Below are 15,110 nucleotides of genomic sequence, written 5' to 3' on the forward strand. Positions count from 1 at the left end.
CCGCCGTGCCATGTGCAGGTCAGCCGCGCCGGCGGTCGTGCCGCCACAGCACTTCCTGCTGGCCATCGGCACGCGCCAGCACGCGCGCCAGCACGAACAGCAGGTCCGACAACCGGTTCAGATAGCCGATCGCCTCGCCGCGCACGGTCTCCTGGCGCGACAGCGCAACGGTCTCGCGCTCGGCCCGGCGCACGATGGTGCGGGCCAGGTGGCAGCGCGCGGCGGCCTCGCCACCGGCCGGCAGGATGAACTCCTTCAGCGGGGGGAGCGTGTCGTTGAAAAGATCCAGCTGGCGCTCCAGTGCAGCGATATCGGCGCTATCGATCGCCGCATGGCCCGGGATGCACAGCTCGCCGCCCAGATCGAACAGCTGGTGCTGGAGGGTGGTCAGCAGCTCGGCAACCGGTTCCGGCACGCCGGGGGCGGCCAGCAGCACGCCGATGGCCGAGTTGGCCTCGTCCACGCTGCCATAGGCGTTGACGCGCAACGCGTCCTTGCCGGTACGGCTGCCGTCGCCCAGGCCGGTGCTGCCGTCGTCGCCGGTGCGCGTATAGATCCGCGAGAGCCGGTTGCCCATCTCAGCCGGCCTGGATCTGGCCGGGCGCGCTGGTCAGGCGCTCGGCTGCCATCTGGATCGCCGCGGCGGCGGCCACATACAGCGCGGCACTGCGCAGATACGGCCCCAGCCAGTCGCTGTAGTTCTTGAACCAGCCGGCCACGGTCGGCTCGGCCACGCTGGCGCTGATCCAGTAGAAGCTGCCCTGGGCGATCAACTGGCACAGCGCCACGGAGAGCAACAGCGCCGGCACCAGCCTGGCCAGCGCGCTCCATTGCGCGCCGTGGTACTGCCGGCGCAACCACATCCCACCGGCCCACAGCGCGAAATACGCCGGCACCAGGCACCAGTACGCCGGCGATACGCAGTAGTGCTGCCAGAAGCTCAGGCCCTGGCGGGTGATCACCAGCCAGTCCACCGCTACTGCCAGCAGCATCAGCAGCGGGAAGGCCAGCCTGGTGCGCGCAGCCAGATGGAAGCCGCCGATGAAGAACACCGCCCAGGACGCGTCCGGGACCGGCGCGAAGTGATTGATCCGCGTGACCGCCATCAGGACGGCAAGCAGGCTCAAAATCAGGGTGTCGTGCGAGCGAGGAGTCATGCGCGGAGGTGGCCGGATCACAGGCTGGCGAGTGTAGCGTGGAACCCGGCACGCCCGCGCCTTGGCGGTCCTGCGGGAGTGGCTGGCGCAAGCGACCGTGGCAGCGCTGCCGTTGCCGCCGCCCACCCCGGATGCAGACCGGTGGGCGCCTGGGTGTGCCCTGCAGCGGCAAGGGTCGGGCAGCGGACCTGGGTGAGCAGCCGGCCGCGCTACGCCGGCCCGGGCGCGGCAAGCTGTCCCACCCGGACGCGGCAACGGGTCATGGGCGAAGGCTTATCATGTGGCGATGACACATCCACATGACGTTCTGATCGTCGGCGGCGGCCTGGTCGGCTCCAGCCTGGCGATTGCGCTGGACCGCATCGGCCTGGATGTCGGGCTGGTGGAAGCCACCCCGGCCGGCACGCCGCCAGCGGTGTTCGACCAGCGCAACCTGAGTTTTGCCGCCGCCACCGTCAATGCGCTGGGCGTGCTGGGGGTGATGGCCAAGCTGCGCAGCGCGCCCGGCCCGATCCGGCGCATCCACGTCAGCCGCGCCGGCGACTTTGGCCGCGTGCAGCTGGACGCGGCCGATTACGGCCGCGACAGCTTCGGCCAGGTGGTGGTAGCGCGCGATTTCGGCGAGGCGTTGCAGGCCCGCCTGGACGAGCTGACCCGGCTGCGCCGCTATCGCCCGGCACGCTGCATCGGGGTCGAGCCGGTACAGGACGGTCTGCGCACGCTGCGGATCGCCACCGATGACGGCGAGCAGCGCGTGCAGGCACGGCTGGTGGTCGGCGCCGACGGCACCCATAGCGCAGTGCGCGAGCTGCTGCATATCGGCAGCGACGCGCACGACTTCCTGCAGACCTTGTTCGTGGCGCGGGTGCGCGCCTCCCGCCCACCGGATGGCACCGCGTGGGAGCGCTTCGGCGCGCATGGGCCGACCGCGCTGTTGCCGCGCGGCGACCGCCATTACGGCGCGATCCACTGCGTGGCGCGCGGCGAGGCCGAGGCGGTGGCCGCGCTCGACGAGACCGGCTGGCTTGCCCGATTGCAGCGGGCAGCCGGATGGCGCGCCGGGCGTTTTGTCGCCAGCGGCGAGCGCAGCGCATATCCATTGGTGCAGGTGCTGGCCAACGCGCTGGTCGCCGAGCGCGTGGTGCTGCTGGGCAACGCCGCGCAGACACTGCATCCGATCGGCGCGCAGGGCTTCAACCTCGGCTTGCGCGATGCGCTGACACTGGCCGAATTGATCGAGCACGATCGCCGCGATGCCGGTGCGGGCGCGTTGCTGGCCGAGTACCTGGCACGCCGACGCGTGGACCGCGAACAGACCATCGGCTTTTCCAGCGGGCTGGCGCGGCTCACCGGCAATCCGGCGCCGTTGTTGCGGCCGCTGCGCAGCCTCGGCCTGCTTGCGACCTCGCAGGCGGCGCCGCTGCAGTCGATGCTGGTCGGCGGGGCGATGGGGTTCCGTGGCGATGTGCCGCAGTTGTGCAGGGGCGTGGCATGAGCCGCCGTGGTAGCCGCGATGCGTTGATCGTCGGTGGCGGGGTGGTCGGTGCCGCCTGCGCGCTGGCCCTGGCCGATGCCGGCCTGAGCGTGGCCCTGGTCGAAGGCCGCGAACCCGCGCGCTGGCGGGCCGACCAGCCCGATCTGCGCGTGTATGCCTTCGCTGCCGACAATGCCGCGCTGCTCGACAGCCTGGGCGTATGGGCCGCCGTGCGCGCTGCCCGCGTGCAGCCGTACCGGCGCATGCGGGTCTGGGACGCCGGCGGTGGCGGCGAACTGCGCTTCGACGCGGATACCCTGGGCCGCGAACAACTGGGCTGGATCATCGAACACGCGGTGCTGGTCGATCGCCTGTGGGCGGCGGTGCATGCGGCCGGCATCCAGGTGCATTGCCCGGCACGCGTGGTCGAGCTGGAACAGGATGCACACGGCGTGCGCCTGCGCCTGGACGATGGCAGCCGCCTGGAAGCGGCGGTCGCCATCGCTGCCGATGGCGCCGCATCGACCTTGCGCGAGCTCGCCGGCCTGCCGGTGTCGCGGCATGCCTACGCGCAGCGTGGCGTGGTTGCCTTCGTGGAGACCGAGCAGCCGCATCAGGCCACTGCCTGGCAGCGCTTTCTGACCACCGGCCCGCTGGCATTCCTGCCGTTCGCCGATGGCCGCAGTTCGATCGTATGGACCTTGCCGGATGCCGAGGCCGCGCGCGTGCTGGCACTGGACGATGCCGACTTCGCGCGCGAGCTGACCCAGGCCTTCGCGGCGCGGTTGGGGCAGGTGCGCGTGGTGTCTGCACGTGCAGCGTTTCCGCTGCAGCGGCAGTTGGTGGAGCAATACGTCAGCGGCCGCGTGCTGACCCTGGGCGATGCCGCGCACGTGGTGCATCCGCTGGCCGGGCAGGGCGTCAACCTGGGCCTGCGCGATGTCGCCGCGTTGCGCGCGGAGGTGCGCCATGCGCTGGCAAAGCGTGCGGACTGGGCCGCCCCGCATCGGCTGCAGCGCTGGGCACGCGCCCGCCGCAGCGAGAACACCGTGGCCGCCTATGGCTTCGATGCGATCAACACGGTGTTCTCCAACGACGAGATGCATCTGACGCTGTTGCGCGGGTCGGTCCTCGGGCTGGCCGGCAGGTTGCCGCCGCTGGTGGATGTGCTGTGGAAGCGCGCCTCCGGCAGCGCGTGACCGACATGCCGGCCGACGCCACCGTCGTCGGCCCCGTCTTTGTATGTCGATGCGCTTATAGCGCAGGCAGCATGTTCCATACGACGGGCGCAGCCGGCGTGGCTACAGTCGAGCCATGTCATCTTTCGCCACCCGTTCGTCCAGGCCCAACGTGCTGCTGCTCTGCGGTTTGCTCTGCGATGCCACCATCTGGCAGCCGCAACGCGAGGCGCTGAGCGATCTCGCCGCGGTGCAGGTGCTGGACTTCGCCGGCTTCGACAGCATCGCGCGGATGGCCGCACACGTGCTGGCCGTCGCTCCGCCGCAGTTCGCCGTGGCCGGCCATTCGATGGGCGGGCGGGTGGCGCTGGAAATCATGCGCCAGGCGCCGCAACGCGTGCAGCGCCTGGCCTTGCTGGACACCGGCATTGCGCCACGCCGCGATGGCGAGCGTGAACAGCGCGCGGCACTGGTGCAGCTTGCCCACACGCAGGGCATGCAGGCGCTCGCACGGCAATGGCTGCCACCGATGCTGCATCCGGACCGGCACGACGATGCCGGGTTGATGAATCCCCTGATCGCGATGGTGCAGCGGCACAGCGTGCAGGCCTACGCCGGGCAGATCCATGCGTTGCTGGAGCGCCCCGACGCCGCGCCGGTGCTGGCGCAGATTCGCTGCCCGACCCTGCTGGGCGTGGGCCGGCAGGACGCCTGGAGTCCCCTGGCCCAGCACCAGCAGATGGCGCAGCAGATCCCGCACGCGCGGCTGGTGGTCTTCGAAAACAGCGGGCATATGGCGCCGCTGGAAGCCCCCGCCGCCGTCAGCGCAGCAATGCGCGACTGGTTGCAGGAGGCGTGATGGCGATCCGGTCCGGCCGGCGACGCGCGCGCTGTCGTTGACCAGGATTGCCGGTTTATCAGCAGCGACTTGAGGAGGCTGCATGCACGACGATGCATCGATCATCATTGCCTGCGAGCAGGTGATTCGCCAATTCGCATTGCTCAACGATCGGCATGACCACGAAGGCCTTGCCGCATTGTTCACTGCCGACGGCGTGTTCGCCCGGCCCAGCGCACCGGAGCTGCCGGTGCACGGCCGCGAGGCGATCCTGCACTCCTTCCGCGCCCGCCCGCCGCGCACCACTTGCCATCTGATGCTCAACACCCTGGTCAGCATCCAATCGCCGACCGTGGCGCACGCGCACAGCAAGGTCCTGCTCTATACCGCCGCGGACACCTCCACCGCACCGCCCTGGACGGCCCAGTCGCCTGCGTTGCTCGGCAGTTTCGACGACGTGCTGGTGCGGGAGCAGGAGCGCTGGCTGTTCAAGCAGCGGCTTGGCGCCTTGCTGATGCGTATCGGCGCCGATTGATCAACTGCCTCGCATCCGTGCCTGGACGCACAGGCGGACGGCACCCTCGTCGTCGCCTGCCGCAGCACCGCTTTCCTCCCCCACGTCGCGCCCGCAGTCATCCATCCATCGCATTGGAGAATCGCCTAGTGGAACGCGTGAGCTCATCTGCCCGTTGTGCCGTTGCACTGCCACGGTTGTCGTCGCATCGGCAGCGTGTCCTGACCCTGGTCACCCTGCTGGGTGCCGGCCTGCCCGTTGCGGCGTCCGCGCAAGCGGTGCCGGAAACCGCTGCACCGCCGCAGGGCATCAATCTGGGCGGGACGAGTTTTCTCGATGGCTTCGGCTCCTCGACGCCAGGCTGGACGGTGATCGAATATCTGCGCCATTACGACTTCGACGCGATCAAGGACGCGCGCGGCGACGATGCGGCCGCCTTCCGCGATCCCAAGGTCGGTGTCAGCGTCCTGCTGACCCAGCTGATCTACGTCACGCCCTATCGCTGGAAGCGCGCGTCGCTGAGCTTCAATACGATCGTGCCGCTGGTCAACTACGACACGTCCTTCGCTGCAGACAGCCCGGTGCAGCTACGCGGCAACGGGTTCGGGATCGGCGATATCTCCTTCGGGCCGGCGCTGCAGATCGACCCGGTGATGCGCAACGGACGTGTCCTGTTCTTCCAGCGCTTTGCGATCGATGCGTTCGCCCCGGTGGGCAAGTTCGATCGCGATGCCGCCATCAACCAGAGCACCGGATTCTGGTCGGTGGCGCCGCATTGGGCATTCACCGTGCAACCCAGCGACACCTGGGAGATCAGCATGCGGGTCAACTATCTCTACAACTTCCGCACCGATCGCGCCGGCGGCGTACCGCCGATCCCGGGGTTCGGTTTTCGCAATGGTCAGGCCGGCGATCTGGTGTGGGCCAATCTGGCCAGCTCGGTGAAGGTCAGTGAGCAGCTGCGCCTGGGCATCAACGGGTATTACCTGCAGCAGCTGCAGGACAACCGCACCAACGGGCAGCGTGTACCCGACAGCAAGCGCATGCAGTTCTATCTCGGGCCGGGGCTGTCCTGGCGGCTGGATGCCGACAACCTGCTGAATTTCAATGTCTACCTGCCGGTGGAGGTGAAGAACTCGGTGGCCGGCACCAGTGTCAATCTGATGTTCGTGCATTCCCTTTAACGTGGAAGCACGCACATATGCGCAGCATGCACGCCGGGGCGTCCGCGTGCGTGCTGCGGCGCAGACGGATGCAGCACGCTGCTGCAGGCAACGCTGCATGCAGCGCAAGCTCGGGTAGTCCTACGTTCGAGTTCTGAGCTGTGCAGGCTGCTGCGCCAGGCCAGTGCACGCTGTCCGCACCAAACCCCTGCGCGCGTCAGATGCCCATGCTGTGGCGCTGGGTATTGGCGTGCTCGCGGAACAACAGCTCCGCACGCGCGCCATCGCGTTGTTCGATGGCCGAGACGATGGTGCCGTGCTGCCGATGTCCGTAGTACAGATCGTCGTAGGCCAGCGTGGGCGAGCGTTGACCGAACACCACATTGACCGGGCTGACGAAGGGCACCACGGTGCAGCGGTCCACGGTCTCGGTCAGGATCGGTTTGTCGGCGGCCACCACGATGGCGCGGTGGAAGCGGGCATTCATCGCGCCATAGGCCTGCTCGTCGTCGGCATTCAGGCTGCGCGTGGCCAGGATCCGGTCGCCTTCGGCGAGACAGGCATGCAAGGTGGCCAGCAGCGTGGCGGAAGCGCCCCGTTCGGCGACGGCGCGTGCGGCCATGCCTTCCATCAAGGCGCGCACCGCCAATGCGTCCAGGCTTTCCTGCTGGCTGAAACGTCGCACTGCATAGCCGCGGTTGCCTGCCTGTACCAGCAGGCCTTCCTGGCACAGCGCGGGCAGGGCCTGACGGATGGGAGTGCGCGAGATGGCCAGTCGCTCGGCCAGGGCAGCCTCGGTGATGCGCTCACCCGGGGCGAAGGTGCCGCACAGGATCAGTTCGCGTAGCTGCTGGACCGCTTGCAATCGGTGGTTGTTCGCCATTGGCTCCATTCTCTCGCGCCGTACTGCGGCGCACGTTCCTTCGAAGGGGAAAACTCGCAATCCCGGTATAAAAAACCTTGCAGATCAGATCGCTTGGTGGCACTTTGGATCCCAAGGATACCGTTTTGGCGGTCCCGAGTGGCCAGTCGGCGCTATTGGGATCCCGTGGCAGGACGATTTCGGCTCAATCAATGATGCGCAATCGGTCACTGCCAGTGGCCGGCACGTATCGCAGGAGTGCAGCATGGCAAGCATCATCGGCGGCATCGGAACCTCGCACGTTCCCACCATCGGGGTGGCCTACGACAAGGGCAAACAGCAGGATCCCTTGTGGAAGCCGTTGTTCGACGGCTACACACCGGTGGCTGCCTGGTTGGCCGAGCAGCAGGCAGACGTGCTGGTGTTCTTCTACAACGACCATTGCACGACGTTCTTCTTCGACCTGTACCCGACCTTCGCCTTGGGCATCGGCGAGCGCTTCCCAGTGGCCGATGAAGGCGCAGGGCTGCGCAATCTGCCGCCGATCCGCGGCGATGTGCAGCTGCAGGCGCATATCGCCGAATGCCTGGTCAACGACGAATTCGATCTGACCGTCTTTCAAGACAAGCCGATCGACCATGGCTGCGCGGCGCCGCTGCCCTTGCTGTGGCCGCACGTGCCGGACTGGCCGGGCACGGTGGTGCCGATCGCGATCAACGTGCTGCAGTACCCGCTGCCGACCGCGCGCCGCTGCTATCGCCTGGGCCAGGCAGTGCGGCGGGCGATCGAGTCCTATCCGGAGGATCTCAAGGTGGTGGTGGTGGGCACCGGCGGGCTGTCGCATCAGATCCACGGCGAGCGCACTGGCTTCAACAACACCGAGTGGGACATGGAATTTCTGGACCGCTTCCAGCATGCGCCGGAAACGCTGACCGATCTGACCCATACCGATTACGTGCGCCTGGGTGGGGCCGAGAGCGTGGAGCAGATCATGTGGCTGGCGATGCGTGGCGCGCTGGGCGGGCCGATCCGCAAGCTGCACCAGAACTACTACCTGATGACCACCACCGCGATGACGGTGGTGTTGTACGAGCCGGGTGTCGAAGCTGCTGACGCGCCGTCTTCGGCGCAGTTGCTCGCACACGCCGCGCATACCGCAAACGCGGCATGAGGGCCGACCCATGAATCCGCAAGTACAGGGCATGGACCAGATCGGCGGGACCTACCTGTTCGATCTGCGCACCAGCAACCGCGTGTTGCGCATCAACCGATTCTTCTGGCATATGATCCGCGCCCCGTGGCGCGATCGCTTTCTTGAGGATTCCGAAACCCTGATGCAGGAAGCCGGCCTCACCGAGCACGAAAAGGCGCTGATCCGTGCACGCGACTGGCTCGGCCTGGTGCAGTACGGCGCCAACTTCTTCGTCATCGAAAAATTCGCACGCGTGGTGCGCATGACGAATCTGCAGGTCTACGCCATCATGCGTGGCGAGTCCTTCGAAGACTTCATGCAGACACGGCGTGTGCCCGATGCACGCTGATCTGCAGGCGGCGGCTAGGTGCCGTCGCGCCGCATTACCCGACTTCCCAACGTAAGGTCTACCCCCATGACCATGTCCTCCGTGTTCTTCGAACACCGCATCAAGGTCCGGCATCTACGTGTCATCGAGGCGCTGGACCGGCAGAAAAGCCTGCTGCGCGCCTCACGCGTATTGAACGTCACCCAGCCCGCGTTGACGCGTGCCCTGCAGGAGATCGAGGAGATCGTCGGCGCGCCGCTGTTCGAGCGTCACTCGCGTGGCGTGCGCCCCAACGCGATGGGCGAGGTGCTGGTACAGACCGCGCACGTCGTGCTTGGCCAGTTGCGCCGCGCGCAGGACACCTTCGAGGGTCTGCTGCAGGATGACGCACTCACCATCACCGTGGGCGCGTTGCCGGTCGCGGCGAGCGGCCTGTTGCCGGCCGTGCTGGCTGCGTTGTATCGCGCCGAACCCACGCTGCGGGTGCGCCTGCTGCATGGGCGTACCGACGAGCTGCTGCCCAAGCTGGCCGGCAACGAGATCGACCTGGTGGTGGGCCGGCTGTATCCGCTGGCCCGCTACGACGCATTGATCCGCAAGGTGCTGTACCAGGATCCGATCGCGCTGGTGGCGCGCAGCGATCATCCGCTGTTTGCCAACGGCCAGGTGCGCATCGGCGAAGCCGCCGCGTATCGCCAGGTGCTGCCGACGCTGAGCCAGCATGTGGAGCGCGACGTGGCGCAGGTGATGCGCGAGCACGGGCTGGCCACGCGCGATCAGCTGCGTTCCAGTTCGGCCAGCTTTACCCGCGAGATCCTGCTCGGCACCGACAGCGTTGCCGTGATGCCAAGCATGATGGTGGCCGGGGATATCGCACGTGGCGAGCTGCGGGCCTTCCAGCTGCAACAGCCGTCGCAGGCGCGCGCAGGCGGGGTGATCTATCGCGATGGCAGTGCCATCCACAAGCCCGGCGTGCGCTTGCTGATGCGTGAGCTGGAGCGCCAGCTGGCGGTCATGGCCGGGCAGGGTGCGGTGTGGGTGGACGACCAGATCAGCGAGGACAACCTGTTGCTGGACGAGTCCGCGTGATCGATTGAGCGCTGCAACCGCGGCAGCAAGCTGCGGCTGCGTCGCACGCCGCCGGAGCGCCGGATGCATACGACGGGCAGCGCAGGCTGCCCGTCGTGCTGTCGGGGCGTTGGTCGCTGCCGCACCTGGGCAGTGCAAAAACGCGGGGCGTTGCCAGCTGCGCGCGGCGCGATCGCCCGGCATGCATCACGCCTCGCTGGCCAGGGCATCTTTCAGGCGCGCTTTCTGCAGCTTGCCGGTCGCGGTGCGCGGCAGCGCCTCGACCACGCGCAGATGCTTGGGCACCTTGTACTTGGCCAGTCGTTCGACCAGATAGGCGCGGATCTGCTCCAGATCCGGCGCGTCGTCGGCCGGCACGATCGCCAGGTAGCCCACTTCCCCCCATTGCGGGTCGGCGATCCCCACCACCGCGCATTCGCGGACCTGCGGATGGTCGGCAAGCACCGCCTCGATCTCGGCCGGATACACGTTCTCGCCGCCGGAGATGAACATGTCCTTCTTGCGATCGACGATCCAGAAAAATCCATCGGCATCGCGTCGCACGATGTCGCCGGTGTGGAACCAGCCGTGGGCGTCGCGCGCGTCGGCGCTTGCCTGCGGATCGCGCCAGTAGCCGGGGCTGAGGTTGGGGCCGCGCAACAACAGCTCGCCGGGCACGCCGACCGGGCAGTCGTTGCCATCGCCATCGACCACGCGCGTCTGCACCGACGGCGCCGAAATGCCGACCGCGCCCAGCTTGTCGCGGATCACCGCGCAGTCCACCGACATGCCGAACACGGTGCCGGCCTCGCTCATGCCGAAGCCGCTGACCATCGGGATGCCATCGTCCAGCCAGCCGAGCAGGTCATCGCTGGCATGCGGCGCGCCGCCGCTGACCAGCGCAGTGAGATGCCGCAGCGCGGCTGCATCGAAACCGGGCTGGCTGCGGAAGGCCTGCATCATCTGCGGCACGCCGACGTAATGGGTGATGCCCAGCGACTGGTCGCTCAGCCAGCCCAGCGTGCGCCTGGGTTCGAAGCCGTTGGAGACCTGGATCGAGCCGCCCACCGCCAGCACCGGGCGCACGTTGGTGGCCAGGCCGATGATGTGGAACATCGGCGCTTCGCACAGGAAACTGCTGCCGGCCTCCACGCGCGTGGTGACGCCGAAGTTGTGTGCCACCTGCTGCAGGTTCTGCTCGCTCAGCATCACGCCTTTGGGCTGGCCGGAGGTGCCTGAGGTGAACAGGATCAGGCTGACGCGGTCGGGGGGAATCGCCGCCGTGTCTGCCGGTTCCAGCGTCTTCGCCGTATCGACGAAATCGGCCAGCGCCTCGACATCGGCGCGCCCTGCAGCAACGTCGTCACCCAGCAGCAGGCGCGGCTCTGCGCGTTGCAGCAATGCATCCAGTTCGGTTGCACTCAGCCGCCAGTTGAGCGGCACGTAAATCGCGCCGACGCGTGCGCAGGCGAAATGCAGCGCCACCTGCCAGACCGAGTTGCGTGCCAGCACGGCGAGCCGTTCGCCATCGATGCAGCCGCGCCTCTGCAGCAACGCGGCCAGACGGCCGATCAAGACGTCCAGTTCTGCGTACGTCCATTGCTGGTCCAGCAGCAGGTCGCGGGCGGCAAGCCGGTGCGGGGTGAGGCGGGCGTGGAAGGAGATCGAGTCGGTCGGCATGGTCATGGCGCTGTCTTCCGAATGCAGATGGGGAGTGACTGGCGTGAGTGCGACGGCTACGGCTGAAGGTTGATACGTGCGCCCGATCCACCTGGCGAACGTTCACCAGAGAGTGCGGGTGCGCCGCAGGAGGCGATGGACGAGGCGGTGCCTGCCACCGCGTTGCGACCGCACTTGCTCTGGTATCTGTGCGGTCGCTGGGCTGAAGGGCCTAACTGAGATAGATGGTCTTGGTCTCGAGGAAGGCATGCAGTCCTTCGATGCCGCCTTCGCGGCCGATCCCGGAGTGCTTGACCCCGCCGAACGGCATGTCGAAGTCCACCCACATGCCATTGATCGCATGACTGCCGCTGCGCACGCGGCGGGCGATGCGATAGGCGCGATCGGGATCCTCGCTGTAGACCGTGCCGTGCAGGCCGAAGTCGCTGGCATTGACCTTGGCGATCAGGTCGGCCTCGTCGTGATAATCGATAAAGCTCACCACCGGGCCGAAGATCTCCTCGCGGGCGATGGTCATGTCCGGGGTCACCTCGGCAAACACCGTCGGTTCGAGGAAGAAGCCGCGCGGCAGATGCGTCGGGCGGCCGCCACCCATGACCAGGCGCGCACCCTCGGCGCGGCCGTGTGCGATGTAGGACTGCACGCGTTCGAGCTGGCGGCCAAGCGCTAACGGACCCATACCGGTCTCGGCAGCGAACGGATCGCCGAGCTTGAGCGCGCCGATGGCCGCGCAATACGCCTGCAGGATGTCGTCGCGTCGCTGCGCCGGCACCAGCACGCGGGTGAGCGCGAAGCACACCTGGCCGGTGATCGGCATCGAGTAGGGCACCAGGCTGGGCAGCACCTTGGCGATGTCTGCATCGTCCAGCACGATCGCGGCGGACTTGCCGCCCAGCTCCAGCCCGACCCGCGCCAGACGCTCGGCGCAGGCCATCCCGATCAGCCGCCCGGCCTGGGTGGACCCGGTAAAACTCACCTTGTCCACCTGCGGATGGCGGATCAGGTGTTCGCCGACCTCGCGACCGCCCGGCAGCAGATTGAACACGCCATCGGGCACGCCGGCCGCGCTGATGCACTCGGCCAGGATGTAGGCATCGATCGGCGTTTCCGGCGAGGGCTTGGCCACCACCGTGCAACCGGCCGCCAGGGCGGCAGCGACCTTGTAGCAGAGCAGCACCAGCGGGGCGTTCCAGGGGGTGATCGTGGCGACCACGCCCACCGGCTCCTGCACGATGTGCACGCGGCCGCCGTTGGCGCGTGCACGGGGCTCCACGAACGGATGGGTCGCGATCAGGTCGCCGTAATAGTCGAACAGGCCGGGCGCCTGCTGCGAGGCGCGGCGACTGAAGCCGATGGTGGCGCCGACCTGTCCGGTCCAGGCCTCGGCCAGTTCCGGTAGGCGCGCACGCAACTGCGCGGCCACGCGCTTGAGCACGACGCCACGCTCTTGCGGCGATAGCTGCGGCCAGGGGCCGGTGTCGAACGCGGCGCGCGCGGCGGCGATGGCCGCCTCGGTGTCGGCAGGCGCGGGCTCGGTGTAGCGCAGCAGGCGTTGCTCGGTGTGCGGTGCAATCACATCGACGTCGCGATCGCCGCTGCTTGCGCGCCACTGGCCGTCGATGAACAGGCTCAATGGCCCACGCGCAGCGATCCCGCGCAGGGTTGCGGACAAGGCTTCCATACTCCCTCCTCGGTGCAGAAAACCACTGGCAGCGCCAGCGATGCGTGGGGTGCACGCATCGCTTCAGGCGCCCTGGGAACTGCTCAGGCGCTGTTTTTGGTCAGGTCGTATTCGCCCAGGCCGGGCTTGTAGCTCTTCTCGTCGATGAACTGACGGATGCCTTCCTTGCGGGCGTTGTTGTCGAACGAATTGGCCGCTTCCTGCATGCGCACCAGATAATCTTCGGCTTCGTCGTAGGTCATGGTGCCGACGCGACGCACGGCATCCTTTGCATACTTCAGGGCGACAGGGTTCTTCTTGAGCAGCAACTGGGCCACTTCGCGGGTCCGTGCTTCCAGCCGTTCCAGCGGCACGCTTTCGTTGACCAGGCGCCATTCGGCGGCCTTCTTGCCGTCGACCATTTCGCCGGTCAGCGTCATCCACATCGCATCGCGCATGGACAGCAGCTCCACCGCGACCTTGGTGACGCCGCCGCCGGGCAGGATGCCCCAGTTGATTTCCGACAGGCCGAACTGCGCCTCGTCGGCGGCGATCGCCAGGTCGCAGGCGAACAAGGGCCCGAAGCCGCCGCCGAAACACCAGCCATTGACCATTGCGATGGTGGGTTTCTGATACCAGCGCAGGCGGCGGAACCATCCGTAGGACTCGCGCTGCGAGCGACGCACGCCACGCAGGCCCTGTGCCTCGGTCTCGCGGAAGTATTCCTTCAGATCCATGCCGGCCGACCAGGCCGTGCCTTCGCCGCCGAGCACCAGCACGCCGACGTTGTCGTCGAATTCCAGCTCGTCCAGCACGTCCATCATGCGGCGGTTGAGCGCCGGGCTCATCGCGTTGCGTTTGTCGGGGCGTGCGAACTTCACCCAGGCAATGCGGTTTTCGATGCGGACCGATACCACGTCATGCTCGTTCAAGCGGCGTCTCCTTCGAGTCGGTACAAGGTGGGAATCACAGGTCTTCGGCGAGCGCGGTGTCCGCCACGTTTGCCCGTTCCAGCGTGGCGCTGGCGTTCAACTTGCAGAGCAGGCGCAGCAGGGTCTGCTGCTCGCTGGCTTGCAGGCCGGTGCAGGTACGCGCAACCGCCCGTGCCAGGCAGCCCTGGGCAGTGGCGAGCGTGCGCTCGCCAAGCGAGGTGAGATACAGGCCCTTGCTGCGTCGGTCGCGGCCGGCCAGGCGTTCGATCAGGCCCTGCTCGGCCAGCGCGTTGGCGATCTTCATGCCGGCGGCGCGATTGACCAGCAGGCGGTTGCCCAGTTCGGTCTGGTCGCAGCCGGGCTGGTCGCGGATATGGATCAAGGCGGTGACGCGCGCCGGGGTCAGATGCAGTTCGGCCAGTTCCTGGCGCGCGGCGTGGCTGGAGGCCAGGGTCGCCAGTTGCAATTGATAGCCAAGGTCTGCGGCAAGGGCCAGGCGAGCAGTCATCGATCCGTCCAAATTGTATCCGTTAAATACAATCTAGCCGACCGAAGCGGGCACTGCAAGAGGTTGCCGCGGTCACAAACGAAGCAGCGTGCGCGCCTGCGTAGCGCAGCCGCACACACTGCTGACCAATACCTTACTGAATCAGCCAGCCGGCCAGCTGCTCGCGGCTCAGGTGGCCGCTGTGACGCGTGTCGAGCGCGTCGAATTCCTCTGCCAGTGCCGGGTTGGCCTGGGCCTCGGCGCGACTGATGCGGCCGTCGCCATCGGTATCCAGCGCCTGGAAGTCGATGCGGTAGCTGCCGACCACGCTATTGGGCTGGATCGAGCGCACGATCACGCTGGCCTCGCCGCGTGGACGCTCCAGCTGGGCCTGATGGGTGACCTCGCCGCTGGACAGCGGCTGGGTGCGAATCACATTGGGAACCTCGATCAGCGGCACGCTGCTGGCCGGCGTCGGCGTCTGTTGCGCGAGCGCGTGGCCGCCGAACAGCAGCAGTACGGAAAACGAGGCAATACGAACGGTGGTCATCAGATCCCCCTGATGTGGAACAGCCCG

Annotated in this window: 16 protein-coding genes; 8 read left to right on the forward strand and 8 right to left on the reverse strand. The window is 67.6% G+C overall.

The features are described from left to right. Positions 1–19 precede the first annotated feature (19 nt). On the reverse strand, positions 20–577 hold the full coding sequence (locus H7A87_RS04260) for a cob(I)yrinic acid a,c-diamide adenosyltransferase (protein WP_115676171.1): 558 nt from the start codon (positions 575–577) through the stop codon (positions 20–22). A gap of 1 nt (position 578) precedes the next feature. Continuing rightward, positions 579–1,157, reverse strand: coding sequence for a hypothetical protein (locus H7A87_RS04265; protein WP_119129662.1), 579 nt, complete (start codon positions 1,155–1,157; stop codon positions 579–581). 286 nt (positions 1,158–1,443) lie between these two features. Between H7A87_RS04265 and ubiH the strand changes: the two genes are divergently transcribed. The 5 genes from ubiH to H7A87_RS04290 all read left to right on the forward strand — a co-directional run bounded on the left by ubiH (position 1,444) and on the right by H7A87_RS04290 (position 6,345). Beyond that, positions 1,444–2,652, forward strand: coding sequence for a 2-octaprenyl-6-methoxyphenyl hydroxylase (ubiH, locus tag H7A87_RS04270; protein WP_115676176.1), 1,209 nt, complete (start codon positions 1,444–1,446; stop codon positions 2,650–2,652). Then, positions 2,649–3,830 (forward strand): UbiH/UbiF family hydroxylase, encoded by a 1,182-nt coding sequence (locus H7A87_RS04275; protein ID WP_115676178.1) that lies wholly within the window; start codon positions 2,649–2,651, stop codon positions 3,828–3,830. Before ubiH ends, H7A87_RS04275 begins: the two co-directional genes overlap by 4 nt. 115 nt (positions 3,831–3,945) lie before the next feature. Next, positions 3,946–4,668, forward strand: coding sequence for an alpha/beta hydrolase (locus H7A87_RS04280; protein ID WP_104649456.1), 723 nt, complete (start codon positions 3,946–3,948; stop codon positions 4,666–4,668). Positions 4,669–4,750: 82 nt separating this feature from the next. Continuing rightward, on the forward strand, positions 4,751–5,182 hold the full coding sequence (locus tag H7A87_RS04285; RefSeq protein WP_115676180.1) for a nuclear transport factor 2 family protein: 432 nt from the start codon (positions 4,751–4,753) through the stop codon (positions 5,180–5,182). Between the two features lie 128 nt (positions 5,183–5,310). Next, positions 5,311–6,345, forward strand: coding sequence for a transporter (locus H7A87_RS04290; RefSeq protein ID WP_119129663.1), 1,035 nt, complete (start codon positions 5,311–5,313; stop codon positions 6,343–6,345). Positions 6,346–6,541: 196 nt separating this feature from the next. Here the strand turns inward: H7A87_RS04290 and H7A87_RS04295 are convergent, their stop codons facing one another. Next, positions 6,542–7,216 carry a GntR family transcriptional regulator gene (locus tag H7A87_RS04295; RefSeq protein ID WP_104585007.1) on the reverse strand — a complete coding sequence of 225 codons (675 nt, stop codon included), beginning with the start codon at positions 7,214–7,216 and terminating at the stop codon, positions 6,542–6,544. A gap of 235 nt (positions 7,217–7,451) precedes the next feature. Here H7A87_RS04295 and H7A87_RS04300 point away from each other — a divergent pair, with 235 nt between their 5' ends. The 3 genes from H7A87_RS04300 (at position 7,452) to H7A87_RS04310 (ending at position 9,795) form a co-directional block, all read left to right on the forward strand. Next, on the forward strand, positions 7,452–8,357 hold the full coding sequence (locus tag H7A87_RS04300) for a gallate dioxygenase (RefSeq protein ID WP_104585009.1): 906 nt from the start codon (positions 7,452–7,454) through the stop codon (positions 8,355–8,357). A gap of 10 nt (positions 8,358–8,367) precedes the next feature. Beyond that, positions 8,368–8,727, forward strand: coding sequence for a protocatechuate 3,4-dioxygenase (locus H7A87_RS04305; protein WP_119129664.1), 360 nt, complete (start codon positions 8,368–8,370; stop codon positions 8,725–8,727). Positions 8,728–8,793: 66 nt separating this feature from the next. Next, entirely contained in the window at positions 8,794–9,795 is a 1,002-nt protein-coding gene (locus H7A87_RS04310) for a LysR substrate-binding domain-containing protein (RefSeq protein ID WP_104585011.1), read from the forward strand. 186 nt (positions 9,796–9,981) lie between these two features. Here H7A87_RS04310 and H7A87_RS04315 read toward each other — a convergent pair whose 3' ends face one another. The 5 genes from H7A87_RS04315 to H7A87_RS04335 all read right to left on the reverse strand — a co-directional run bounded on the left by H7A87_RS04315 (position 9,982) and on the right by H7A87_RS04335 (position 15,083). Then, positions 9,982–11,460, reverse strand: coding sequence for an AMP-binding protein (locus H7A87_RS04315; protein ID WP_119129665.1), 1,479 nt, complete (start codon positions 11,458–11,460; stop codon positions 9,982–9,984). A 205-nt stretch (positions 11,461–11,665) separates the two neighbouring features. Further along, positions 11,666–13,135 carry an aldehyde dehydrogenase gene (locus H7A87_RS04320; protein ID WP_119129666.1) on the reverse strand — a complete coding sequence of 490 codons (1,470 nt, stop codon included), beginning with the start codon at positions 13,133–13,135 and terminating at the stop codon, positions 11,666–11,668. Positions 13,136–13,218: 83 nt separating this feature from the next. Further along, positions 13,219–14,046, reverse strand: a complete 828-nt coding sequence (locus H7A87_RS04325; RefSeq protein WP_016900748.1) for a p-hydroxycinnamoyl CoA hydratase/lyase — start codon at positions 14,044–14,046, stop codon at positions 13,219–13,221. Positions 14,047–14,080: 34 nt separating this feature from the next. Then, entirely contained in the window at positions 14,081–14,554 is a 474-nt protein-coding gene (locus H7A87_RS04330; protein ID WP_104585082.1) for a MarR family winged helix-turn-helix transcriptional regulator, read from the reverse strand. 133 nt (positions 14,555–14,687) lie between these two features. Then, positions 14,688–15,083, reverse strand: a complete 396-nt coding sequence (locus tag H7A87_RS04335) for a hypothetical protein (RefSeq protein WP_104649463.1) — start codon at positions 15,081–15,083, stop codon at positions 14,688–14,690. Between the last annotated feature and the right edge of the window lie 27 nt (positions 15,084–15,110).

This window comes from Xanthomonas sp. CPBF 426 (genome assembly GCF_903989465.1).
In the GTDB taxonomy this organism is placed as follows: domain Bacteria; phylum Pseudomonadota; class Gammaproteobacteria; order Xanthomonadales; family Xanthomonadaceae; genus Xanthomonas; species Xanthomonas euroxanthea.